Raw genomic sequence first — 24,356 nt, 5'->3', positions numbered from 1 at the left:
CGCATAATTAACTCCTTGAGAGGTTTAAAATTTAACGCGCCTAAATTTAGTAAAATTCGACCTAAGGCGGTAGTCGGTCTTTGTTTTTTTGCTAAAAAAGGAGATGCCCGCTCGATGGCGGGCATGACATCTTCCTGTCATCCCCGTCCCGGACTAAATCTGGGATAAACTCCGGCGGGGATCTCTACTTATATTAGTAGTTGGAGGAATGCTTGGAGGTCGGAGCCGGGGATCCGCCGTAGCGGTCGCCTTCGATCTTTTCTAGAATCCACTCTTCTTCGTAGCCCTTCAGGCGAGCCTGGTCGGGGTGCTTCCAGATAAGGCGGGTGATGAGCTTGCCTTCGCGGGTGTAGTATTCCCAGATGCTCGTCTTGTCGTTCGTCTTTTCGTGGTCAGGAGGACCCCAAAGGAGGTTCACCATATCGTTGGTCATGCCTTCTTCGATATAGCCCTGCTTGAACACGTCTTTCAGGCGCTTGTCGATACCCATGCTTTCCTTCACGGCGAAGTATTCGCGTTCGTATTCCTTGCGGCCTTCGCCACGTTCAATCAGAATGGGGGAGGAATAGCGGCTGGCACATGCCCAGAACATCAGGGCGCTCACGCCAAGCACGCATAAGTGAGACAGCTTCATAGAGACTCCTATAATTTAATGCCTACAAAATAAGAATTTATGGCGCAATTGGGGAAATTATTTTAAATTTTATCCTGAAATGACGGATTTTAAGAAATTATTGGGCTTTCTTGTAGTTTTTTTTACTTGCACGGTCTCCTCGTTTGCAGACGGTTTCAATGAGTTTGCGAATTACGGTTTCCGTTACGGCCCGAATCTTTCGTGGAGTCTCATGGGGAACACCCCCTTTGTATGGGGCCAGTGGCTTCCGCAGGCAACGGGAATGCTCCACTATTCCTGGCTTGAACCGCTTGAGGACTTGGCCTACGGCGAACGACTCGATGTCAATCCGACCTACCTGCGTATGGATGCCGCCCTGGAAGTGTCTCCTTTTTATGGGGGCTACCTTGCCGGGTTGGGCTTGCGCCCCTTCAAGACGAATCCGCAACTGGAAGTGAACGCGGTTTACGAAAGCTACGTCTATTTCCATTCCAATCTTGAAATGGTTACCGCCGAAGTCGAAGGCGAAGGCCGCATTGCAGAAAGCTGGAATGCCGACTACATTACGGAAAACCTGTACGAAGATGACGGCGCGTTCGATTATATGCAGTTGATCGATCTTGCGGCAAGCCTCAGCTATTCCTTTCCGAGGGGTTCCATTCTCGGGATGAAGTTCCATTACGTTCTTTCGGACATTAGCACCGACTTCGAAGGCAAGAGCTACGACTATCGCAGGAATATTCCCGTGTTCAGCCGCGACTTTATTATCGTACTCGATGGTTATGGACGAATCCCGTTGAACCAAAATTTTGCCCTGCTTTTTGAATCCAGTTTTTACAAGACGGGCCTTTTGCGCGAAAAGAATACGGTTCAGAAAGAATCGCTCAGCTACGGCAAGGCGATGCTAGGTGTTCACTATTTCTGGGATGACGGCTTGCAGAATATTATTCTGGAAGTGGGTGGCTGGAGCCGTACCGAAAAACGGTTCTACAACGGATCATTCGCGCAACAGTTCCTGGTTCAGCTGGAGTATCAGGGGTATTTTTCTTTCCCCTTTCACAGGAATTTTTCTAAATAAGTCGGGAATTTCGGGCTTCGTCTTGCCCTTGACGTTGGTGACGATCGGATCGGCCTGCAACGTCTGCATGGGGTAGGCGGAACGGATCCAAAGTTCGCCACTGTATTTTTCGCTTTCAAGCTTTACAAGTGTCGGGAGCATTTCGCCCGCATAGTTACGCCATTGGCGGATAGTGAAATAACGCTTTTCCTTGCGGGCACCGTTCATGACGACCCTGGAGGGGCGCGGAAGGGAATCGGCCACGAGGCTCCACCACGCCATCGAAAACGCCGTAGAGAAAATATTCGGCTTTTGTACCGTGGAATCTTTACACAGGAACTGCCCGTTCGCCAGGAGTTCCATGTCGTCGAGCTTTAGGGGTGTCTCGCCGATGTTTTCTTTTAAGTGGTGCGTTCCCAGCTGGCGCCTGATGTTTTGCTCGGAAAATTCCATAAAGCGGTATGCCCCCGCCGTGATGAACTTGAAATGGGGGCTGTCCGGCGGACGCACAAAGAAGGTGTCCAGGGATTCAGGATGGTGCCGCCATTCCACGTCGAGGCTAGTCCGGGAGAGTTTCTGGTTTACGAAAAAGCCTTCGATGTTTACGACCATGGGGCTTTCTAACAGAAAATGGGGGCACGATGACTGGGCGTTGGCGGAACCGGCAAAGGTGGTAATCGCAAGGAAAAACGCTGCCGAGAACCTGTGGCTCAATACGTTTTTTGCCCGAATCCTTTCTTTTGTAAAACCCACCTTCATATCGCGGAATATAGAAATTTTCGACGAATTCTTTTTTTATTTTATAGAATATGAAAAAACTTACGCTTATTTCCACACTCGCTCTTTCGTCTCTACTCTTTTTCGCTGCTTGCGGTGAGCAGGGAACGACCGAAAATGTCACGAACATTAACCAGATTGGCATGGAGGTTGTGTCGTCGGTGAAGGATTTGCCGAAATGCACCAAGGACAACGAAGGTGAACAGGCGTTGGTGAAGGGCGAAACGTCAGTGCGCGTGTGCGTGGACGGCAAGTGGTTTGCGACGGTTCCGAAAAGTGACACAGTGTATGTGCAGGGTGGCGTTGATACGTTAGTTGTCGCTGGTGATACTGTTTACTTGGATGGAGGCGATTTTAGTTGCACGACCAAGGAACTCATGGACAAAAGCGGACTCAAAATTATTTGCAATGGGGATAGCATCGGTGTGGTGCTGAACGGTGCCAAGGGCGAAACTGGTGCAAAAGGCGATAAGGGGGATGCTGGCGAACAGGGAATACAGGGTAAAACCGGTGAGCAGGGTATTCAGGGTGATAAAGGTGACGATGGTGCTAGTTGCTCCATCGTTGGGCAGACCGATTCCACGGTGACTATCAAGTGCGGTGAAAAGTCCGTTGTCTTGAATTTGGGTGGCAAGGGTGGCTCCGATATCGTTGACACCTTGGAACTCGATTCTGAAAAGATTGCTGTTTCGCTGGACACATTGTCTGGTTTTTCGCAGAAGGGCCCCTTCCTCAAAGGTTCTACGGTTTACCTCTACGAGCTTTCTGACGGGCGTACTCTCAAGCAGACGAACGGCAACTTTACAAGTGAAATCACAAGCGATGACGGTCGCTACACGTTCCAGTCGAGAGACCTCGTCAGTCAATACGCCTTGATTGTGGTGGACGGAAAATATAGGAACGAGGTGACAGGCAAGCCGACTTCGACTGCTATAAAGTTGCAGGCGTACACCAATATGCTGATGCATAAGTCTGCAAACGTGAACCTGCTCACGCACCTGGAAAAGAACCGCGTGTTCTACCTGGTGACGCAGAAGAATATGACGGTCCGTGCGGCAAAGAAACAGGCGCAGGCGGAAATCTTTAGTCAGTTCCATATCGACACCACGGGCTTCAAGAGCGAATCCGAGGACCTTGACGTGTTCGGCAAGACGGATGCGGATGCCGCCCTCCTCGCAATATCTATTCTTTTGCAGGGGGATTCCAGCGAAACAGCGCTTTCTGTGTTGTTGACGGAAATTTCGAATGACATGGAAAAGGACGGCAAATGGGACGGAGAAAATGCCGCCGCGACCAAGGCGAAAATTGCCGACTGGGCGATGGTCGCGGACTCTGCAAATAAGCTGGCGACATTTAGCACCAATGTGACGAACTGGGGCCTGGGCGATGCCCCCGACTTTGCGAAGTTTGTGCGCGACTTCTGGTACAAGGAATATGGGATAGACAGTTGCACAGGTAAGCGCGATGGCGAAGTCATTGCGACGAAGAACGAAAAGAGTGACTATTACAATACGAAGTTGCGCTTTATCTGCAGGGATGGTGCATGGAAACCGGCAAACGAGTTTGAAAAGGATACCTATGGAAACAAGTGCACTGCCGACAGTGTGGGTAAGGTGATAAGTGGGGTGGTGAACAGCACCAATAAGTACTACTGCTTTGCCAGTGGCTGGGTGAGCGTGATGGGCTGGAGCTGGAGCATCCCCAAGGAAGTTCGCCTGAACCCGGAAATTGAATACGATACCTATAAAGACCCGCGCGATCAGAAGGTCTACAATATTGTGACGATTGCTCCGAAAGGTAGCGGATATTCCAGGACTTGGTTTGCCGAAAACCTGAATTATGCTGATAGTTCCAAGACCTCTAGCCTGAAGGGTAGGAGCTGGTGCTACAACAATGTTGCAAAGAACTGCGACGTGGGTGGACGCATGTACACTTGGGCGGCGGCAATAGACTCGGTAAAGCTTGCGACCGATGCGGATAACCCGCAGGATTGCGGCTACGGCAAGACCTGTGATCTCGCTTCGGCAAGCTCAGCGACCTTGGTGCAGGGAATCTGCCCCGCGGGCTGGCACTTGCCGAGCAAGTCCGAGTGGGAAGCCCTGTTTACGGCGGTGGGTGGCCAGTCGAAGGCTGGCAAGATTCTCAAGTCGCAGACGGGCTGGATCATCAACGGCAATGGTACGGATGCCTTTGGGTTTGCCGCGCTCCCCGCTGGCGGCAGGAACTACAATGGCAATTTCTTCTACGAAGGCTACGACGCGTTCTTCTGGAGTTCCGCTGAGGACGGTACCAGCCTCGCGTACGTCGTGTACCTGTACTACAACCTCGAGAATGCGCCCCTGAACGACCACAATAAGAACAACGCCTTCTCTGTTCGTTGCGTCAAGGACTAAAACAGAAGTTTGACAAACAAACTAACAAAAAGGCTGTTTCCGATTCTGGAGACAGCCTTTTTTGTTATTCGAAAGACGAACTATTGAGTCTAGCAATCACTTCACGAACTTCTCGATGACGCACTTGTGTTCCTTGGTTTGTTCGTCGTAGTTTACGCCGACAAACAAGAAATCGCTGCTGTATTTTTCATTTCGAGTGTGTTCTGAATTAGTTCTACAGTTTCTTTGAACTTGAAAAAATCTGAGAGGACTTTTATCCACTGGTTGCGCATCTTGCGGTTAGGTATGTAGCATTGTTGCTCTTTACGATCGTATGCTAGATAACTGAGATGAACCAAATAGGTGAACACGTCATCTTTGCTGTGGAAATGTCCGCATAGATGGGCGAGTTCAAGGCTTCTTCAAAATTCGCTGTATTCGGATTGACGTAGATTTCCATACTCTTAATATAACAATTTGACGGATAAAGGGGTAGTGTGTTGTCTGTTTTGAAATGTGACGGTGTAAACCTTTTTATTATATTTCGAAGTATGGAACAATTCATTAACAACGTCATTGCGAGCCACAAAGGGGCGTGGCAATCCATCGTAGCTATTCTCGCTGCAGTCCTTCTTTCTGCTTGCGGCGAAAATACCACCACCGAAAAAATTGTGGAAGTGGCAACTGGCGGCACCGAAATCGTTTCTTCGGTGAAAGACCTTCCCAAATGCACCAAGAACAACGAAGGTGAACAGGCTCTAGTGAAGGGCGAATCTTCGATTCGCGTTTGTGTAGATGGCAAGTGGTTTGCCACGAAGGAATCCTCGAAAGATACGGTGTTCATGGCGGGCGATACCGTTTACCTGGATAATAGCAATTACAGCTGCACCACCAAGGAACTTAAAGACAAGAGCGGCCTCAAGATTATCTGTAACGGTGATTCCATCGGCGTTGTGCTGAACGGTGTAAATGGAAAGGACGGCGAAAAAGGTGACCCTGGTGTTGCGGGAAAGGACGGGGAAAAGGGCGAACAGGGAATTCAGGGTGAAAAAGGGGATCCTGGTGCCGCCGGCAAAGATGGTAAAAATGGAACCGATGGCAAGAACGGAACTAACGGTACGAATGGAACCAACGGCAAAGACGGTGCTGGCTGTACAATTGTCAAGCAGACGGATACTTCTGCCACTATCAAGTGTGGTGATTCTACGATGACGCTGAATTTTAGGGGTGGGGGAGCTTCGGCGGATACGACCTCTAGTGACACATTGGAACTGGATTCTGAAAAGGTTGCAATTTCGCTGGATTCGCTCTCGGGCTATTCGCAGAAGGGACCGTTCCTGAAGGGTTCGACCGTTTATTTGTACGAACTTTCCGATGGCCGCACCTTGAAGCAGACGAATGGTAACTTTACGAGCACTATCAACAGTAACGATGGCCGCTATAAGTTCCAGTCGCGTGATTTGGTGAGCCAGTATGCATTGCTAGTGGTGGACGGCAAGTACCGAAACGAGGTGACCGGCAGGAATACGACCACGGATATCAAATTGCAAGCTTACACCAATATGCTAATGCGTAAGTCTGCGAACGTGAACTTGCTGACGCACCTTGAAAAGGACCGCGTGTTTTACCTGGTAACGAAGGAAAAAATGACGGTGAGGGCTGCTAAAAAGCAGGCTCAGGCTGAAATCTTGAAGGCATTCCATATTGACGCGAGCCAATTCAAGACGGAGTCCGAAGACCTCGATGTGTTCGGTAAAACGGACGCTGATGCCGCCCTCCTTGCTATTTCGATTCTTTTGCAACGTGATTCTAGTGAAACGGAACTCTCGGTGCTGTTGACGGATATGGCGAACGACTTGGCTGAAGATGGCTCCTGGGACGATGCCGAGAGAAAGGCTGAGATTGCCGATTGGGTTGTTTCTATAGATTCTTATGCATCTACATCGAATAGCAAACTGGCGACTTATCGAACCAATGTTATGAATTGGGGGCTCGGTGATGTTCCCGACTTCGAAAAGTTTGTTCGTAGTTTTTGGAGTGAAGAGCTTGGCCTTGGCGTATGTGGTAGCGATAGCGTTCCTGAGGGGACGGTGAAGAATGTACCGAATTCGAAATCAACAATGTACTATACCAAAAATTATAACGATATTACAAGTATTGGCGAAAAAATCCGCTTTATCTGTGATGACGCCAGCCTGTTCCGGTGGCGTGTGGCAACGGACATCGAAAAGGATACTATGGGCTGGGGCCATAAGTTCAACGAGGGCGCCGTCCGCAATGGTCGCTTGAATTCGACACTGACGTATGTCTATGAAAATAAGAACTGGCGCCATGGAACGAATGTTGATAGTTTGGTTGGAAAAGGTTGTGTGGCGTGGCGCAAGGATACGGTAGCGTTAGGTTCTGACAAAAACTGGTACAAGTGCGTGAATCAAGCTTGGCGTATTGCAACAGACATTGAGAAGGATACTGCAACTTGGGGGGCTGGCGAGTTTAATGGCGAAGTTCGCAATGGACAAATTAATACAACTACAACTTATGTCTATCAGGATGACAATTGGCGACTTGGAACTGCTTTGGATAGTTTGCTTGTAAAAGAGGCGGAAGGCACGGCTTGCCTTACGGTTGGAGACACCTCTACCGTCAAGTATAAAGATGTGTATTATGTATGTACGGCGAATACGGATGGTGCCGTGCGAGGATGGAAAGTCGCTCCCGATATCTACAACGATACCTACGAAGCGCGTGGTGAATGCAATAAAATGGGCACGTATGGTGACGGAACATTGCTGAAGGGCCGTGTGAATACGGACAAGACATACGCTTGCGACGGCGGAGAGTTCAGGGTGGCGAAACCCAAGGAAATAGAATTTGCTTTGGGTTGTACATCTTATAATCAGGGCTTCTTCAAAAAAACTGCAGAATCGGATTATGCAGAATATGGATTTGTTTGCAAGGAAAATAGTGAATGGGATTCGTATGTAACGATTCAAAGGATTGAATCGAAATTTGGAAGGCTAAACGATGAAAGGGATGGCAAGTCTTATTACACGATAAAGATTGGCGAACAGACCTGGATGGCCGAAAACCTAAACCTTGATTATAAGGTGGATGGCTCCACATACGGCACCTATACCAATACGGATAACGGCGAAACTTATGGGCGCTACTACACCTGGGCTGCCGTCATGGATTCGGCGGGCCTCTATTCCGATAACAGCAAGGGCTGCGGTTATGGCAATCCCAAGACCAAGACCTGCACGGTAGCAACTTCAGCAAGGGGCATCTGCCCCGAAGGCTGGCATATCCCGACTTGGGCAGAATGGAACACCTTGTATTCCGCAATCGGTAGTTCGCCTTACGCCATGCAGGCCAAGGGCTTTGACGGCTGGTCCAGCGCTACTGACACTTACGGGTTCTCCGCGCTTCCTGCTGGCTACTACTACAATGGCAATTTCTACTACGTCGGCTCGGACGCCTACTTCTGGAGTGCCACTGAGTACAGTGGCAATTTCGCCTGCCGCTGGTACTTGGGTGCGAGTAATGCGGACCACTGCAGCACCAAGGTCGACGGCTACTCGGTTCGTTGCCTCAAGGATTAAAACATTAACAAAAAGGATTATGACAATGAATTTGGTTACAAAAGCCACTTTAAATAGTTCGAAATTAGAACCATTCCCATTTGAAAAAGAATTGGCGATGGAAAGTTTCTTAATTGAATGAAATGGTTGGCTTGCCTATAGATAATCAACAGGTTGTAGGAATCCTTGCCGCACAGAATATTGCGATTCCAATAAAAGAAAAGATGTTAGAAAAGTTACCTATGTCAAATAGTTCTCTTATAAATACATGACTTAACGAGAATTCTGATGCCGGTTGCAGCTTTGAAAACGAAAGACAGGCTAACGATCCCTTGCAAGTTCCGCTTGCAATTTGAGGTTGTTTCCTGTCATTCCGTCAACCTCGTTAGCTCTTTATTTTTCGCTAGATTGAAGGTCTCTTTTATTAATGTGCAGAAGGAAAATTGCCTTTTCTGGAGTAAGGATGCCGGCATCAATCAAAATTTTGGCAACCTCCTTACGGTCGTCTTCTTTCCCTTGCAGGTAAGCGCCCTGTTTTTCGTAAAGCATGTCCGTCATTCCGTCAACCTCGTTCAAAAGCGTTTCGTCGGTGAACCCTTGCAAAGATACATCTTTCGCAAACTCCTTGTCAAGGAGCCGCTGCAACTTTTCGGCAGGAATCTCCTTTTCTTCGAGGACATCGCGAAAAATACGTAGCATTTCGGCACGGTCGGTCATTTCACGACTTTCTAGGGGAGTGCGGTCATCAATGGCGAAGAACTTCTCGACTTCGACAAGATAGACATCCAACTTGTCGTAGAACATGCGGCGGTTGCGCACGAGCTGTGCATGATGCAGGTAGGTATCCCGTTCCAGTGGGAACTGGTTCTCGGTGAGCAGCGAAAGTACGTAAATGTGGGGCAGGTTGTAGTCCTGCGACTTCTTGACTGTGCGCGAAACGACGCGGGAAGTGTAGTAAATAAGCCTGTCGACAAAAAGCGTGTTGAAGGTCTGCTGAACTTCGATAAGAACGGGGCTACCGCCTTGAGTAACGCCATAAATATCGAAAATGGCGGACTTGTCGTCCAGAACACCTGGGTTCTCGGGAACTCCCAGCGTAAAAGACTTGATTGCATTCCCGCCGGAGAGCATAAGCATCGCATTCAGAAACTTCACTGTGCGCTCGGGCTTGGCCTCGTTCGCCATGAGCATCTTGAAAATGCCGTCACTGAACGGGTAAATGTTCTTGTAAGTCTTGCGGTATTCGGCGAGGCGTTCGGGATGCTGGTGGACATCCTTCACCATGGCAAAAAAGTCACTTCGGTTCATAATAAGGTTCCATTTGCAGGTCTTGGGTTGTCAAATCTATCAAATAAAACAGTCGAAATCGCAATATCGCTAAATTTTGCAAACAACTGTTTGCAGCAACTAACAGCTTGTTCACGGAAAAATTTTTTACAATCGAAAAAGACTCATTTTTGGCTTTTTTATATTTGGAAACATGAAAACTCACGCCCTTATTTTTACACTCGCTCTTTCGTCTCTTTTCTTCGCCGCTTGCGGTGAGCAGGGAACGACCGAAAATGTCACGAACATTAACCAGATTGGCATGGAGGTTGTGTCGTCGGTGAAGGATTTGCCGAAATGCACCAAGGACAACGAAGGTGAACAGGCTCTTGTAAAGGGGGAATCCTCGATTCGCGTTTGTGTAGATGGCAAGTGGTTTGCCACGAAGGAATCCGCGAAAGATACGGTGTTCGTGGCGGGCGATACCGTTTACCTGGATAATGGCAATTACAGTTGCACCACGAAGGAACTCAAGGACAAGAGCGGCTTAAAGATTATCTGCAACGGCGATAGCATTGGCGTGGTATTGAACGGTGTAAATGGAAAGGACGGCGAGAAAGGTGATGTTGGTAAGGAAGGCAAAAACGGTGCTGGCTGTACGTTAGCCGCTCAGACGGATTCCTCGGTCACTATCAAGTGCGGCGATTCTACGATGACGCTGAATTTTAGGGGTGGGGCGGATACGACCTCTAGTGACACATTGGAATTGGATTCGGAAAAGGTTGCAATTTCGCTGGATTCGCTCTCGGGCTATTCGCAGAAAGGCCCGTTCTTGAAAGGATCTTCAGTTTTGTTGTATGAACTTTCGGATGGCCGAACCCTCAAGCAGATGGGTAATTCTTTTTCTAGTGTCATTACGAGTAATGATGGCCGCTACAAGTTTAGCTCACGTAATCTAGTTAGCCAATATGCCCTGATTGAAGTGGAAGGTAAGTATCGTAACGAGGTGACAGGCAATAATACGAGCTCGGCTATCAAATTGCAGGCCTACACCAATATGCTTATGCGTAGGTCTGCCAATGTGAATCTGCTGACGCACCTTGAAAAAGACCGTGTGTATCATCTGGTAACGAAGGAAAATAAAACGGTAAGGGCGGCAAAAAAGCAGGCTCAGGCTGAAATTTTTGAAGCGTTCCACATTGATGCGAGCAAATTCAAGACGGAATCTGAAGACTTAGATGTGTTTGGCAAGACGGATGCAGATGCCGCACTCCTCGCCATCTCGGTTCTGTTGCAGGGCGATGGTGATGAAACGGATCTTTCGGTGCTCTTGACGGAAATGGCTGACGATTTGGCGGAAGATGGTGCATGGGACAATCCTGCGAAGAGGACTGAACTCGCAGATTGGGCTATTACTGCTGATTCAGCTCTAAATGTTACAAGAAGTAAGTTTGTCGAGATTCGCAAGCATGTCAGTGATTGGAAACTTTCAGACTCTGTGCCGCATTTTGAGTGGTTCGCACGCCCCTTTTATGGGACTGAGCTAGGCCTAGGTGTTTGTGGAAAGGATGTCCCGATGGAAACTGTAAAGCATGTTTCGAACAGGAATTCAATGTATTATGCTGAAAGCTATGTTGATACGGCACGGAATGTTCGCTTTAAGTGTAGTTTCCAAGGCGGAAGCCCAAACGCCAGATGGGTAATGGCGAAGGATATCGAGAAGGACACCATGGGTTGGGGAAAAGACTTCTCTACAGGAAATGTAAGAAATGGCCAGGTGAATCAGTATATTACGTATGTTTTTGAAAACGGCTACTGGCGGCAGGGAACGGATCTTGATAGCATATTTGAAAAACACTATGGTGGATCGGCGTGCATTAAGGATGATACGACTTCGTTCAGGTATAATAAAAAGTTTTACGAATGCAGGAAACAGTTATACGGCGGTATTTCGCGTAAGTGGGTCCCAATTGAATCTGAAAAGTACAACGATACGCAGGATTCACTTGTAGAATGTCAAAAGGGAAAGAATGGCCGCTATGGCTATGGCGCGATTCTTAAGGGTTATTTGAAATCAACCAATAAGTATGTGTGTGATGCGGATACGTTTAGGCTTGTGACCCCTACGGAATTAGAATGGAATAGGGGATGCGTCAGCTACATTCATGGCACAAGTGTGATGTTTGATGGACAATACTCCTATTACAAATGTACCGAAGACGGTTGGAAATTCGATGTCGAAAAAAATTCGGGAACGATAAAGGATGATGCCGGAACAGAGTATAGAACGATAATGATTGAAAATCAGGTGTGGATGGCTGAAAATCTGAATTATGAAGTAGAAGGTCAGAGCTACTGCTACAACGATTCTCTCGATAGCTGCGCAAAGTATGGTAGACTCTATACTTGGGCTGCAGCGGTAGGAAAAACCGAAGAAGAATGCGGCTACGGCAAGGATTGCGAACTGACTGAACCGGTTCGAGGCGTATGCCCCGAAGGTTGGCACCTTCCCAGTGGCAGCGAATGGAAAACGCTTGATTCTGCTGTGGGTAGCATTCCCTATGCGATGCAGGCGAAAGGCTTTGTGAATTGGTCTGGCGCGACGGATACTTACGGATTATCAGTTTTCCCTGCTGGTGGCTATTGCGATGGCAGCTACAGTAATGTCGGCTCTGGGGCTATATTCTGGAGCTCGACTGAGCATATTTACAGTGGTGCCAGCGCTTACTACTGGTATGTCATGACGGACCGTTCAGGCCTCAACTACAATTACTGTAAGGTCAACGCCTATTCCGTCCGTTGCGTAAAGGATGCTCCATAGGCGTTTATGTAAAGTCTTTTTTGTAGAACAACCTAAAAAAATGTTATATTCTCGTATATGAAAAGTAATTTTGTATTGCCCTTATTCTCTTTGGCGCTCCTGATGCCCGCTGCCGTGGCTTTAGGGGAAGATGCCCCTTCGCCGCAGTCGGCCTCCATCTTTGTGCAGGACCCGGCAATTTTCCACCAGCGGCAGGCTGAACTCGAAAAGTTGAAGCAGTCGGTCGGTAACAAGAACGAGGCTCTGGATTCCCTTTTGTCTGACGCAAGCCACATTGCCAAGATGAACGACCAGTGCGCTACGGTTTCGATTAACGATGTGATGGGGGACGAATGTTGGACGTTCTATCGCGTCGAGCTCCCCGCATTCGAAGAAAAGTACATGAAGGTCACGGGCGAGGTTCGACTGGGGCACATGGAAACGGCTCGCGGACTTGAAGACCGCAAGCTGCAAATCGATGCCTGTGTCGACGCCCTTTACAGTTTTGCGCAGAGTAAGGACCAGTTCCTGAATTTGGAAGGTGGTGTGTACCTGGAACCCTTGAGCAAGGGCTTTCAGGCAAATTACGACTTTACGCTTCAGTACGAACCTAACCACCGTAAGCACGCTTTTGAAATCGCCCAGAAATGGGGCGAAACCTGCCGCGAAATGGTGGTGCGTAAAGATGGCGAAGGCTTTGCCCCGTTCTTCTTAGAAAGGCTTGCCAAATTGAACGCAGACCTTTCTGGTAACGGCTCCCTCGCGGTTTACAAGACCGATACGACAGGTTCTCCGACGCTTTACATGGATATCAGCAAGCCGGTACGCAGTGCCTACTACCTGAATGGCGTCAAGCTCTTCCATAGCCGCATCAGTGCGGGCCCCGTGAACGAAAGCCCCGTCCGTATCAAGTTCGACGGTTCTTCGGTGAAAGTTGACGGCGAACCCGTGGTCATGAAACGCGGAAAGCAGCAGAAGTTCAAGGGTTCGGTAAATTACCCGCAGAAAGAAACTTCTTTGAACGGTCGATGGGTTTGGGAAAATCAGGGCAATACCGCAGGCGTGGACTTTGGCCCCGAAGAAGACGAGGCTGTGCAGGATAGTCTTTATGCGCTCGAACAGGCGAAACTTGCCGAAGCGGCTGAAAAGCGTCGCGGCGTTCACGTTTCACCTTGGGTAGGCGTTACGGGGGCGTTTGCTCCGTTCAACGACAAGAACTACAAAGCCTTTGATCTCGATAAAGGTCAGCTGATGATTTTGCCGGATTTGACGCTGGCAGCCCGTATTAAGGTGGGCTTTGGCGACAATGCGGAATACTTTGCCGCTTTCGGTGCAGGCGTGTTTGTTGGCGCGGGCCTTGGTGGTGGATTACAGCGTGTGTACGTTGCTCCGGTGGGCCAGGTTGAACTGGGTTACAATAGCTTTGGCTTCCGCGAGACAGCCGTTATTGCCATTCCGAAAGAAGATTCCAAGGAATGGATGCAGTTCCGTTCGGGCCTGTTCTATGATTTCGGCATGGTCGGTGTCGAAGCGGGCTTTGACCTAATCACGAACCTTGGACAGGGCGGCTATTTGACGCTCTTCTTGAGCTTGTAAGGAGGGACGAATGATGAATTCGAAATTTGAAATGAAAACGATTCGTTGCGGGGCCCTTTGGGCCGTAGCAATCGCCCTGTTGCTCCTTGCAGGTTGCACCATTTATGACAACTATGACATTGACTTGATGGAAGACGCTGTGGCAGTCCTCGAAAGCAGCTCCAGCGAAGAACCGTGCAAGGATGGCGACAAGAACTGCGAAGCCGAATCTTCTAGCAGCGAAAAGGAAAAAGTTTCGAGCTCCGAAACAAAGGAGTCTTCTTCTTCGGAAAAAGAGTCCGTGCGTTCGAGCAGCTCCAAGGGAAAGGACACGACCTACGTGGTGATCGTAAACCCCAGTAGCGGAAACGAAAAGTCCAGCTCGTCGACCAAGGCGGAACCGACTTCTTCGGAAAACACGAAGCCGAAGTCTTCTTCTTCGGAAGGTGATGATGGCTGGGTTTGCGGTGATTCTACGCTTACGCATAATGGCTTTGAGTACAAGACTGTCCTTGTTAAGGACAAGTGCTGGACGAAGGAAAATATGCGTCATGCCCCGTCTGCGGGAAAGACGATCTGTTATGACTTAGATGATGCCAATTGTGAAGAGTATGGAAGAATGTATAATTATGAAGCCGCAGAACACGCATGCCCGAAAGGCTGGCGCCTTCCGACGGAAGAAGATTTTAATGCTGCCGTCTATTACGCTACGGGAGATTACAACTATGACGAAGCGGGTGAAAACTTTAAGTCTAAATCTGGCTGGAGCGTTTATAATGGCGATGACTTGCTAGGATTGTCTGTTCTTCCGTCTGGTTATTGTCAATTCGATGAATTTGATGAAGAACCTATGTGCGAAATGTTGACGGAGCAGGCTCTTTTGTGGACTTCTGACGAAGCTACCAAAAATAAGTCTCATACCGCTTGGAAGCTTTTTACGGATGATAATACAATCACAAAAGCTGCTTTAGACAATCCCGATTTTGCTGTGGTACGTTGCATCAAAAAATAAGACGGAGTCATAATTAGTCGCCAACCATCTGCTTAGAGGAAACGCCATGAAACTGAGTCCGAACCTTCTGTTTAGTCTTTGCGGTGCGCTTAGTCTTGTCGTTTTCTTTGCAGCGTGTGGCGATGACTCCTCCGAAAAAATTGCAAAGGTCGATGAAGCCTCTTCTGTAGCGTTCTCTTGCGCTGCAGAAGAACTTGCTAATAAAAGCGGTGTTAAAATCGTTTGCAACGGCGATTCCGTTGGTGTCGTCTTAAACGGAACTGCGGGTGCTGATGGCAAGGACGGCGCTGACGGTAAAGATGGAAAATCTGGAACCAATGGCAAAAACGGAACGAATGGAAAGCCGGGTGCTGGCTGCACGGTTTCTCAGACTGCTGTAGATACGGTGCTTGTCACTTGTGGTGCGGATTCCGTTGTCTTGCCGATTTATGTTCCAGAGAATAGTTCCTCAAGTCAGGACGTTCTTGATTCCGAGCAAATAGCGGTTTCTTTGGATTCGATTTCGGGCGTGACGCAGAAGGGACCGTTCCTTTCGGGCTCCAAGGTGACTCTTTACGAACTCGAAGATGGTCGCTCCTTGAACCAGACGGGGAATACCTTTAACGGAAAAATCCTGAATGACGAGGGGCTATTCCGTTTCAACTCTCGTTCGCTCCCAAGTCAATACGTAATGCTAGAGGCTAAGGGCTTTTACCGCAACGAGGTGACGGGTGAAAATTCCAACGCCGAACTGAAACTTTACGCCGTGACAAACGTGCTGCTTCGCCGTATGGCCAATATTAACTTGTTGACGCACCTGGAATATGAACGTGTCATTCATTTGGTGAAAAAAGAAAAATATACGGTACGCAGGGCTAAGATTCAGGCGCAAAAGGAAATTTTTGCTCTCTTGGATATCGATGCGTCGAACTTCAGCAGTTCCGAAGATTTGAATATCGCGGGGTCTAGCGATGAAGACGGTGCCCTGCTTGCATTCTCAGTCCTATTGCAAGGGGACCGCACCGTGGCGGAACTTTCAGAGCTTCTAACGAAAATTGCAAGTGACATGGAAAAAGACGGAAAGTGGAACGATTCCGTTACGCGAATGCAGATTGCCGATTGGGCTGCCGATGCCGATGTTCGCGGGCGACTCGATTCTGTCCGCAAGCATGTGGAAGGCTGGCACTTGTCCTTGGTTGTGCCCAGGTTTGAGCCCTATGTTAGGCATTTCTGGTACAAGATGTATGGGCTCGACTCCTGTAACGCAAATAATGTAGGCGAAATCGTCAAGGCCGCAGCCGGGGCCAATAAGGACAATGATGTCCGCTACATTTGCCGTGAAAACGGTTTGTGGGGCTTGGCGAGCGATCTTGAAAAGGATACCTACAAATGGGAGGCTGGCACAGATGGCGAAGTGAAAAAGGGAATTTTCTCGGATAGTGCTTATTATGTCTACGATGCCATGGAAAATGGCTGGCGCGTTGCAAGTGTTGATGAAAAAGCCCTGTTGTTAGGGTGCACGTCCAGGATTCGAGATACCGTTGTTGCAGGCGTTGAGAATTACTATGTCTGTGTGCGTAAAGCGGGTTTCTCGTACAGGGAGGACTGTTCCTCTAAAAAGAATTGCCCGGATGTTGGTTATACCTGGTCTAGTCCGTTTGCAAACAGAGTGTTGGAAAGTGTGTATCCAGGTTGTCTTGACGATAATCATGGAAAAATTCAGCTGCCGGAATTGCCTGACGATACGCGATGTGTGGTTAAGTATGTTTGGAATTCGGTAGTCTCCAATTATGTTGCCGAAAATACGCATAATAAGATTTGTACGGAAAAAAGAGATGCACAAATGCGGGTGGGGTTAATAGACAAGAATTCCTACTTTGTGTGCGATAGCTTTAGATGGCGTGATGCTACCACTATTGAAGAAAAATTGAAGGAAGCATGTTCTGTTTCTAGGCGGGATTCCTTGGCTAAGGATACGGCTTTGGTATGCGATGAATATGGCTGGCGAGAGGCGAGTTTCTACGATTATCCGAAGGCCTATTTCTTTGAACCTGAAGACTCCTATGATTCCCTGTTGACGGATACCCGCGATGGGCGCAAGTACAGGGTCATTACAATAGGCAACCAGCAATGGATGGCGGAAAACCTGAACTTTAATGATAGCAGTAACAATTTGATGTATAACACGCTTTGTTATGGGCATGAAACGCATACCGGTGGCGAACACGAAGAAAATTGCGAAAAGGGCGGACGCCTTTATTCCTGGACCGCTGCGATGAATATCAATGATAAGTGGTATAAAGCCTCTGCGACTGCAGCGGGTAAAATTAAATCGCCGCATCAGGGAATTTGCCCGGAAGGCTGGCATATACCGGATTCTAGGGAATGGATTGAGCTGTTCCAATGTGAAGATGGATTAAACTGTGATGCAGACTGGAATGCTTTCAAGGCGAAAAATCTCCCCGAATGGAAAGGGGGTACGAATGTTACCAAGTTCACCGCCTATCCGACTTGGACGGGGAGCATTGGTTATGGAATGGGGTCTGCGAGTGAAAAGGAAACGGCCTGTTGGTGGACTACGGATGAAGATGACGGATATGAAACTAAAGCGTATAACGCTTATATTGGAACCAACAGGGGCGGGGTAGATTCTGCCAAGGAAAAAACGGATGGATGTGCTGTCCGTTGCGTGAGAAATTTAGCTGAATAGGGTGGGTATATGAAAAATGTCTTTTCAAAAATGGTGTGCTCGGCGCTTTGGGGTGCCGTAGTGCTTTCGTCTGTTGTCGCTCTTTCGGGCTGTAAGGAAAGTGATGAGCCGAAACCCGTTCCCAAGGGAATGGCGGACGCTCCGGCAAGTGAAACAACCGAAGAAGAAGTCCCTGTCAAGTCTTCTTTGAATGCGAAGACCCGTTATGTTGCAGGAACTGTTGATTTGCAGAAAAAGCTGAAAGACTGGAAAAAGCTGCAGGTCGGCAACAAGGTGGTTGAAAACGACAAGATTCGCACGGGGCAGGAATCCGAAGCCGATTTGGGTATGCCCGATGGATCTATTCTGAAAATTTCCGAAAAGACAGAGGCGATGTTCACTGTCGAAGAACGTGACGGCAAGAAAAAGATGATATTGGTCGATATCACGAAGGGCCGCATCCACTTTGATATTCAGAAACAGAAAGATCGTGAATTCAAGTTCAAGACGGGAACTGCAACGGCTGCGATTCGCGGAACGTCTGGCTTTGTGGGTAACGTGAACGGAAAGACGGTTGCCTCGTTGAAAGAAGGTAAAATTGAGGTGACCGGGGCGAGCGGAAAAACAAGCGCTATCGCCAAGAACCAGACGGTACTTGTGGATGACAAGGGCAATGCAACGGTCTTGAAACTGGCCTCTTCTGGAACGGAGGCTCTTTCGAAGGTGGTCGATTCCGTTGCTGCGGCCGATGCTCCGGCAAAGACTCTTGAAAATACGCTCAAGACTTTCGATGCGGCCTACGCGACGGCACTTAAGGCGTTTGAATCGAAACTGCAGTTCCGCGCCACTCCGGTGGGCGATACGCTGTTTGTTCCGTCGGTGACGCTGACGGCGAGAGCGACTCCCGGCATTTGGGTGACGGTATGGGGCGAACGTGATTCTATCGGTGCAAACGGCATTTACCAACGGACGTTTACATGGGCTGATTCCGCATACGGAACCAAGCGCTTCTTGGCTAGCTGCGGCGACGGACATATTGAAATGCCTTGCTATATGTGGGTGGCCGAATATGCTGCGGTGTCTGCAAATGGTGAAGAATCTGCGGAACCCTCCGATAATGCTAGTGCTTCGGGTTCCATTGAAAAGTTGACGGTGAAGGTTTCTGGGCCTCGCAGCGAACGCGTTCACCTGGATTTGCCCGCAACGGAATGGAAATCGAACTTGAAATTTAGCTTGAACGGAATTTCGAAGGGTGACCTGCGACAGGTGGCGTCTATTTCTGTTCTTCGTAACGGAAAGCCCTTCAAGACGATTGATGCTAACGATTTGACGTCGCTCGCCTATGAGGTTCCCGTGTCGATTGCCCGCAATAAAATCGCCGATTTTGAAGTGGTGGCGACGCTTAAGAATGGTAAGAGGTATCGTGCGAAAAAGACGTTCGAGGTCTATTGCCTTGTGAGTAATCACCCCGGTGGAAAGGCTAGAAATTCCGTTGTGCCCCCCGATCAGGAGTACACTCGCCTGAAACAGAGCGGCGGCCTTTCGCACGAATAACCGGACGCGAAGAATTTTAACAGAAGGAATATGAATATGAAAAAGCTGATTTACGGTGCTATGACTGCGGCTTTCCTTGCTGCCTGCGCAAGCAGCCCGCCTGCCAATAACAATGACGAGGTTCGCGCTAGGGCAAATGATGCGTATGCAGAGGTTCCGGGCGACGATCCCGTGGCTTCCAAGTCGGCCACAGGTGCTTCTGCAGGTGCCGCTGATGCTCCTTCGATGCAACTTTCGAATGCGACTTTCCGCAGCGCCCCTACGGTTTTGGTAAGCCCGGCGCTTTCGGGTAAGATGACGGGATCTATCGATGTCATTCGTCGTAATCCGCTGGCAAAGACGGCTATGGAAGTCATTAACGCCTATTTGACTTCCCGTGGCTATACGGTGGTGGGGCTCGAAAGCCAGGCGCAGCTCGATGAGGTTGTGCAGCTGCAGTCCGATATTGCGGGTAATGATGAAGATCTTTCGTATGTGGCGGGCCTTTCTGTGGGCGCCGATATCAATATTACCTATGCGGGCAGCATTCAGGAAGGCGACATCGTGGTGGACCTGAACGCAAGCGAAGCTTCGACGGCGAATCTTTTGGCGAGCGAATCGGTCCGCATGAAAAACGAAGGCGACGAATCGCAGCGTGTACTAGTGCAACGTGCGATGGAATCGGCTATCGTGAAACTTGAAAACAAGGTCCGCGATCGCCTGGCCGCGCAACAGGAACTTGGCGTTCAGTACAAGGTGGTGGCTCACTTGACGGGCGAATTCACCGATGACCAGGCCGAAGAGATTTCGAACATCGTGTCTTTACAGATTCGCAAGAAGTTTAACAAGATGCAGGTGATTTCGATGAGCCGTAACACCTACGACTTGTTGATTTATGCGGATCCGGACAAGTTCGAAGACGCCCAGATGGTGTATGGCGAATTTGTCGAGGGCCTTGCTGGCCTTGCCAAGGTCCATAAGCAGAATATCACCAAGAAACTGATTATTCTGGAAATCAAGTAAAGTTGAATAAGGCCCCTGAGCTTGCCGAAGGGCCGAAGTAAACTTGAAGGGGGTATGCCTCAGAGGTAAATATGAAAATGTTGAAATCAATCTTTTGTGTGCTGGCTTCGGCGAGTTTTGCGCTTGCCGCAAACATCGTTACCTACACGGCGACATCCAAGGTGTCGCAGAAAGATGCTGACAAGAAAGCGCTTGAGGGCGTTGCCCTGCAGGTGGGTGCGCAGGTGAAGTCCTCGTTTGAAACTCATACGGTTGAAAACGCCGATGGTTCAATCGAATCGACTGCAGATAGCAAAAAATCCGTTTCGACCAACGTTCTTTTGAAAGGCGCGAAGGTTCAAGTCGGCCCCAAGAAGAACGGAATGTTTCAATCTACGGTTTCCGTTGATTTGGATCAGCTTGCATCCAAGATCCTCTTGGACCTGGAGCAGGCTCGGTCGCAGATGAAGTCGAAGGATTCCCTGATTCGCCTGGATATGCTTGACCGCGACTATCGCAAGATGGAAGGCGACATGATTGTCCTTGAAAAACTTGCTCGCACCTACGACGAACTGCTTGAAAATCTTTCGTATGTGCAGAAAGTTCCGAAGGAATTTCGATTGGAATCGACGCTCGGCGAGTTGACGGAATTCTTGATTTCGTCGATGCAGACGGTGAATCTTGAAGTTTCCGAGGCAGATGGAATGTTGCGTGTTACGGTTTCTGACTTTGCGGGGCCGATTGCGAATTTTCCGCTGGTGCTCTCCCAAGACAAGAAAGACGTCTTGAATGCAAAAACCGGAGCCGATGGCGTTGCTACATTCAAGCTGAAGGGAACGAAAAAGCTGAAGCCGGCGGGTGAGGTGACGGTCCATGCCGATATGAACTTTAAGTTTGTTCGCCAGTCCGCTTTGCAGAACAAGACGGTTAGCTACGGCGCTCAGAAAACGGGCAAGTCGTTCCGCCTCGTGTGTAGCGGTGCCCCGGCCGAATGTGGGGCGCTTCAGAAGTTCTTGACCGATGCAGGGCTTTCCATTGTGGACCGTGCTGGTCTTCCTGAAATTTCTGCTTCGCTGGAGTTCAGCGACAAGATGAATTCTTCCCGTAGTCTTTGCACTTCGCGTGCGACGATTAAATTAAGGTATGGCGAAAATGAGCTGGTGGAACAGCCCCAAGGTGTGGGTCGTGATGCGGAAGCGGCCCATGTAAAGGCGGTTTCAAAGCTTTCGGCTTCGCAAATAGTGGATCTTGTTAAATAAAAAATTCCCGTTCAAAGAAAAATTCCCTCCTTAGGGATAAAGGTGAATTATGAAAAGCCTCCCTTCTCTCGTCTGGATTATTCCGTCACTTATATTTTTCGCTGCTTGCGGTGAGCAGGGGACAACCGAAAAAATTGTCGAAGTAGCCTCGTCTGGTTTGGATGTGGTGTCGTCGGTGAAGGATTTGCCGAAGTGCACCAAGGACAACGAGGGCGAACAGGCGCTCGTGAAGGGTGAAACGTCGGTGCGCGTGTGCGTGGACGGCAAGTGGTTTGCGACGGTTGTCAAAGATACCTCTGACAATGAATTTTCCTGCAAGACCAAGGAACTCAAGGACAAGAGTGGTTTAAAGATTATCTGTAACGGGGATTCCATCGGCGTTGTGTACAACGGCAAGGAAGGCGCTCAAGGCATTCAAGGTGAGAAAGGCGACAAGGGCGATGCCGGCGAGCAAGGTGTTCAAGGTGAAAAGGGAGAACCGGGAATCCAGGGGGAGCAAGGGATTCCGGGCGAACAAGGAAAACAGGGAAAAACGGGTAAGCAGGGTGAACAGGGAATTCAAGGTGAAAAAGGCGACCCGGGCGAGCAGGGCGAAAAAGGTGAAACTGGAGATAAGGGTGATACCGGAACAGGCTGCTCTATTGTCGAACAGACCGATTCCACGGTGACCATCAAGTGCGGTGAAAAGTCCGTTGTTTTGAACTTGGGTACAAAGGGTGGCTCTGATATTGTTGATACCTTGGAACTCGACTCCGAAAAAATTGCGATTTCGCTGGATACTTTGACGGGCTTTTCGCAGAAGGGACCTTTCCTCAAGGGTTCTTCGGTCTATCTTTATGAACTTTCCGACGGGCATACCCTCAAACAGACGAACGGTAACTTTACGAGCGTCATCACGAGCGACAGCGGACGTTACCGGTTCCAGTCGCGTGACCTTGTGAGCCAATATGCCCTAATTGTGGTGGATGGCAAGTACAGGAACGAGGTGACGGGAAAGCCTACCGCGACAAATATCAAGTTGCAGGCCTACACCAATATGCTTATGCGTAAGTCCGCAAACGTTAACCTGCTGACACACCTTGAAAAGGACCGCGTATATAACTTGGTGACGCAGAAGAATATGACGGTCCGTGCAGCAAAGAAACAGGCTCAGGGGGAAATCTTCAAGCAGTTCCATTTCGATACGGCGGGACTCAAGGGCGAATCCGAAGATTTGGATGTGTTTGGCAAGACCGATGCCGATGCGGCGCTCCTCGCCATTTCCATCTTGCTGCAGAGGGACTCGAGCGAAACGGACCTTTCGGTGCTCTTGACAGACGTCTCGGGGGATATGGAAACGGATGGAAAATGGAATGGAAACGGTGCCGCCGCAGTCAAGGCGACGATTGCCGACTGGGTGACCACGGGGGATGATGCAGGGAAACTGGCTCTGTACCGTAGCAATGTGGAGGGCTGGGGACTTACGAAAGAGGTTCCGCACTTTGAAAAGTTTATGCGCCGGTTCGCGAGTGTCGAAAATGGTCTTGGCGTGTGCGGCTCTGATTCGACCCCGGTGGGGTATGTGAAACAGGTGACGAATGCAAAGTCCAACTACAATGCGCCTGATTATGCGGCTATTAACGGCAAGGGTGGTTCAATCCGCTTTATCTGCGTGGATGCCGACAGCGCAAAATGGCGTGTGGCTACAGATATTGAAAAAGATACGATGGGCTGGGGACACGATTTTGACGACGGCGATGTGCGTAATGGCATCATAAATACCGCGACTACGTATGTCTATCAAAATGACAATTGGCGTCTTGGGACATACCTGGATTCTGTTTTTGTGCACGAAGTGGATGGCGGGTACGCATGCCTAGAAAACGGCTACTCAACCTTTAAATATAAGGGTGATTACTACTATTGCAGGGGAAGCTGGGAAAAAGCCTCCGAACTCTATAACGACACCTTTGAATCCCGCGATTCTTGTAAGACGGGCGGCTATTATAGCAACAGTGCCCTTAAAACGGGTCGTGTTTCAGGGAAAATGTATGTTTGCGACAACGGTGCATTCAGATATGCCGACGTGGACGAGATTGATTTACATAAGGGGTGTGCTTCTTACAATGAGGGGGAATCCTATTCTCCAGAGGATCAGCTTTCTTATTATACCTGCACAACTGATGGCTGGGTGTTCGATATCGAGAAGAACTCCGGAACGCTTGTGGATGAACGAGACGGTAAGACGTACAGAATTGAAACCATAGGTAACCAAGTCGTCATGGCGGAGAATTTGAATTATGAATATCCGCATGTGGTGTATTCTGATAGCTATGCTAATGGATGTGGTTCGGATAGCTGCGAAATATATGGACGTTTTTACAAATGGTATGCCGCTGTAGACGCTGGTTTAGAATATTCAGAAGGCGTGGATTGTCTGCTGTCGAGTGGAACTGAATGCCGTGTTACGGCAAAACCGGCCCGCGGCGTTTGCCCTGAGGGGTGGCATATTCCTGATGAAAATGAATGGAAAACTCTGTATGGTTATATGGGCGATTCCCCTTATGCGATGCAGGCGAAAGGCTTTGCGGGTTCTGACAGCGCTTTGGACACGTATGGCTTTAGTGCGCTTGCTTCGGGATGGGGTACTGAACATTGTTCTTATTTTGATAAAACATGTCCATACTCTTTCCATGATCCTGATATAACTGGATTTTGGTCCACTGACCATAATGAATCTAGTGGCTATGTGATGATGTTCCTTTTGTACAGGGATAGTGCTATTATAGGAGGAAATCCCGAAGATTATATGTTCCCGGTCCGCTGTTTCAAGGATTAATAAGAAAACCCCGACCAATCCCA

14 protein-coding genes are annotated in these 24,356 nt (G+C 49.0%); 11 read left to right on the top strand and 3 right to left on the bottom strand.

Annotated features, from left to right (window positions below; translation table 11 throughout):
• Positions 1 to 193 precede the first annotated feature (193 nt).
• Positions 194 to 634, bottom strand: a complete 441-nt coding sequence (locus Q0W37_RS03925; protein ID WP_072976950.1) for a hypothetical protein — start codon at positions 632 to 634, stop codon at positions 194 to 196.
• A 211-nt stretch (positions 635 to 845) separates the two neighbouring features.
• On the opposite strand from Q0W37_RS03925, the gene Q0W37_RS03920 reads away from it, so the two are divergent.
• Positions 846 to 1,691, top strand: a complete 846-nt coding sequence (locus tag Q0W37_RS03920; RefSeq protein ID WP_297698966.1) for a hypothetical protein — start codon at positions 846 to 848, stop codon at positions 1,689 to 1,691.
• On the opposite strand, the gene Q0W37_RS03915 is transcribed toward Q0W37_RS03920, so the two are convergent.
• Positions 1,611 to 2,282 carry a hypothetical protein gene (locus Q0W37_RS03915; protein ID WP_297698964.1) on the bottom strand — a complete coding sequence of 224 codons (672 nt, stop codon included), beginning with the start codon at positions 2,280 to 2,282 and terminating at the stop codon, positions 1,611 to 1,613. The two genes, Q0W37_RS03920 and Q0W37_RS03915, sit on opposite strands and share 81 nt — an antisense overlap.
• Before the next feature lie 197 nt (positions 2,283 to 2,479).
• Between Q0W37_RS03915 and Q0W37_RS03910 the strand changes: the two genes are divergently transcribed.
• Both Q0W37_RS03910 and Q0W37_RS03905 read left to right on the top strand, forming a co-directional pair.
• Positions 2,480 to 4,840: an FISUMP domain-containing protein gene (locus Q0W37_RS03910; RefSeq protein WP_297698962.1), complete on the top strand. Its 2,361-nt coding sequence runs from the start codon at positions 2,480 to 2,482 to the stop codon at positions 4,838 to 4,840.
• 530 nt (positions 4,841 to 5,370) lie between these two features.
• Entirely contained in the window at positions 5,371 to 8,421 is a 3,051-nt protein-coding gene (locus Q0W37_RS03905; protein WP_297698961.1) for an FISUMP domain-containing protein, read from the top strand.
• Positions 8,422 to 8,793: 372 nt separating this feature from the next.
• Here Q0W37_RS03905 and Q0W37_RS03900 read toward each other — a convergent pair whose 3' ends face one another.
• Positions 8,794 to 9,708 (bottom strand): PD-(D/E)XK nuclease family transposase, encoded by a 915-nt coding sequence (locus Q0W37_RS03900; RefSeq protein ID WP_297698959.1) that lies wholly within the window; start codon positions 9,706 to 9,708, stop codon positions 8,794 to 8,796.
• 172 nt (positions 9,709 to 9,880) lie between these two features.
• Here Q0W37_RS03900 and Q0W37_RS03895 point away from each other — a divergent pair, with 172 nt between their 5' ends.
• The 8 genes from Q0W37_RS03895 to Q0W37_RS03860 all read left to right on the top strand — a co-directional run bounded on the left by Q0W37_RS03895 (position 9,881) and on the right by Q0W37_RS03860 (position 24,333).
• Complete coding sequence (locus Q0W37_RS03895) at positions 9,881 to 12,487, top strand: fibrobacter succinogenes major paralogous domain-containing protein (protein ID WP_297698958.1); 2,607 nt, start codon at positions 9,881 to 9,883, stop codon at positions 12,485 to 12,487.
• 57 nt (positions 12,488 to 12,544) lie between these two features.
• Positions 12,545 to 14,062 (top strand): hypothetical protein, encoded by a 1,518-nt coding sequence (locus Q0W37_RS03890; RefSeq protein WP_297698956.1) that lies wholly within the window; start codon positions 12,545 to 12,547, stop codon positions 14,060 to 14,062.
• Positions 14,063 to 14,072: 10 nt separating this feature from the next.
• Positions 14,073 to 15,053, top strand: coding sequence for an FISUMP domain-containing protein (locus Q0W37_RS03885; protein WP_297698954.1), 981 nt, complete (start codon positions 14,073 to 14,075; stop codon positions 15,051 to 15,053).
• A gap of 46 nt (positions 15,054 to 15,099) precedes the next feature.
• Positions 15,100 to 17,742, top strand: a complete 2,643-nt coding sequence (locus tag Q0W37_RS03880; RefSeq protein WP_297698952.1) for an FISUMP domain-containing protein — start codon at positions 15,100 to 15,102, stop codon at positions 17,740 to 17,742.
• 9 nt (positions 17,743 to 17,751) lie between these two features.
• Positions 17,752 to 19,275 (top strand): FecR family protein, encoded by a 1,524-nt coding sequence (locus Q0W37_RS03875; RefSeq protein ID WP_297698950.1) that lies wholly within the window; start codon positions 17,752 to 17,754, stop codon positions 19,273 to 19,275.
• 36 nt (positions 19,276 to 19,311) lie between these two features.
• The gene (locus Q0W37_RS03870) at positions 19,312 to 20,277 is read left to right on the top strand and encodes a DUF6175 family protein (RefSeq protein WP_297698948.1); all 966 of its coding nucleotides are present in this window, start codon (positions 19,312 to 19,314) and stop codon (positions 20,275 to 20,277) included.
• A 71-nt stretch (positions 20,278 to 20,348) separates the two neighbouring features.
• Positions 20,349 to 21,515 carry a hypothetical protein gene (locus Q0W37_RS03865; protein WP_297698946.1) on the top strand — a complete coding sequence of 389 codons (1,167 nt, stop codon included), beginning with the start codon at positions 20,349 to 20,351 and terminating at the stop codon, positions 21,513 to 21,515.
• Positions 21,516 to 21,564: 49 nt separating this feature from the next.
• Positions 21,565 to 24,333, top strand: a complete 2,769-nt coding sequence (locus tag Q0W37_RS03860) for an FISUMP domain-containing protein (protein ID WP_297698945.1) — start codon at positions 21,565 to 21,567, stop codon at positions 24,331 to 24,333.
• Positions 24,334 to 24,356: the final 23 nt, after the last annotated feature.

Origin of the sequence: uncultured Fibrobacter sp. (assembly GCF_947166265.1) — a bacterium.
Lineage (GTDB): Bacteria > Fibrobacterota > Fibrobacteria > Fibrobacterales > Fibrobacteraceae > Fibrobacter.
The sequence above is the reverse complement of the archived record's forward strand: the minus strand, read 5'-3'. Positions and strand labels throughout refer to the sequence as shown.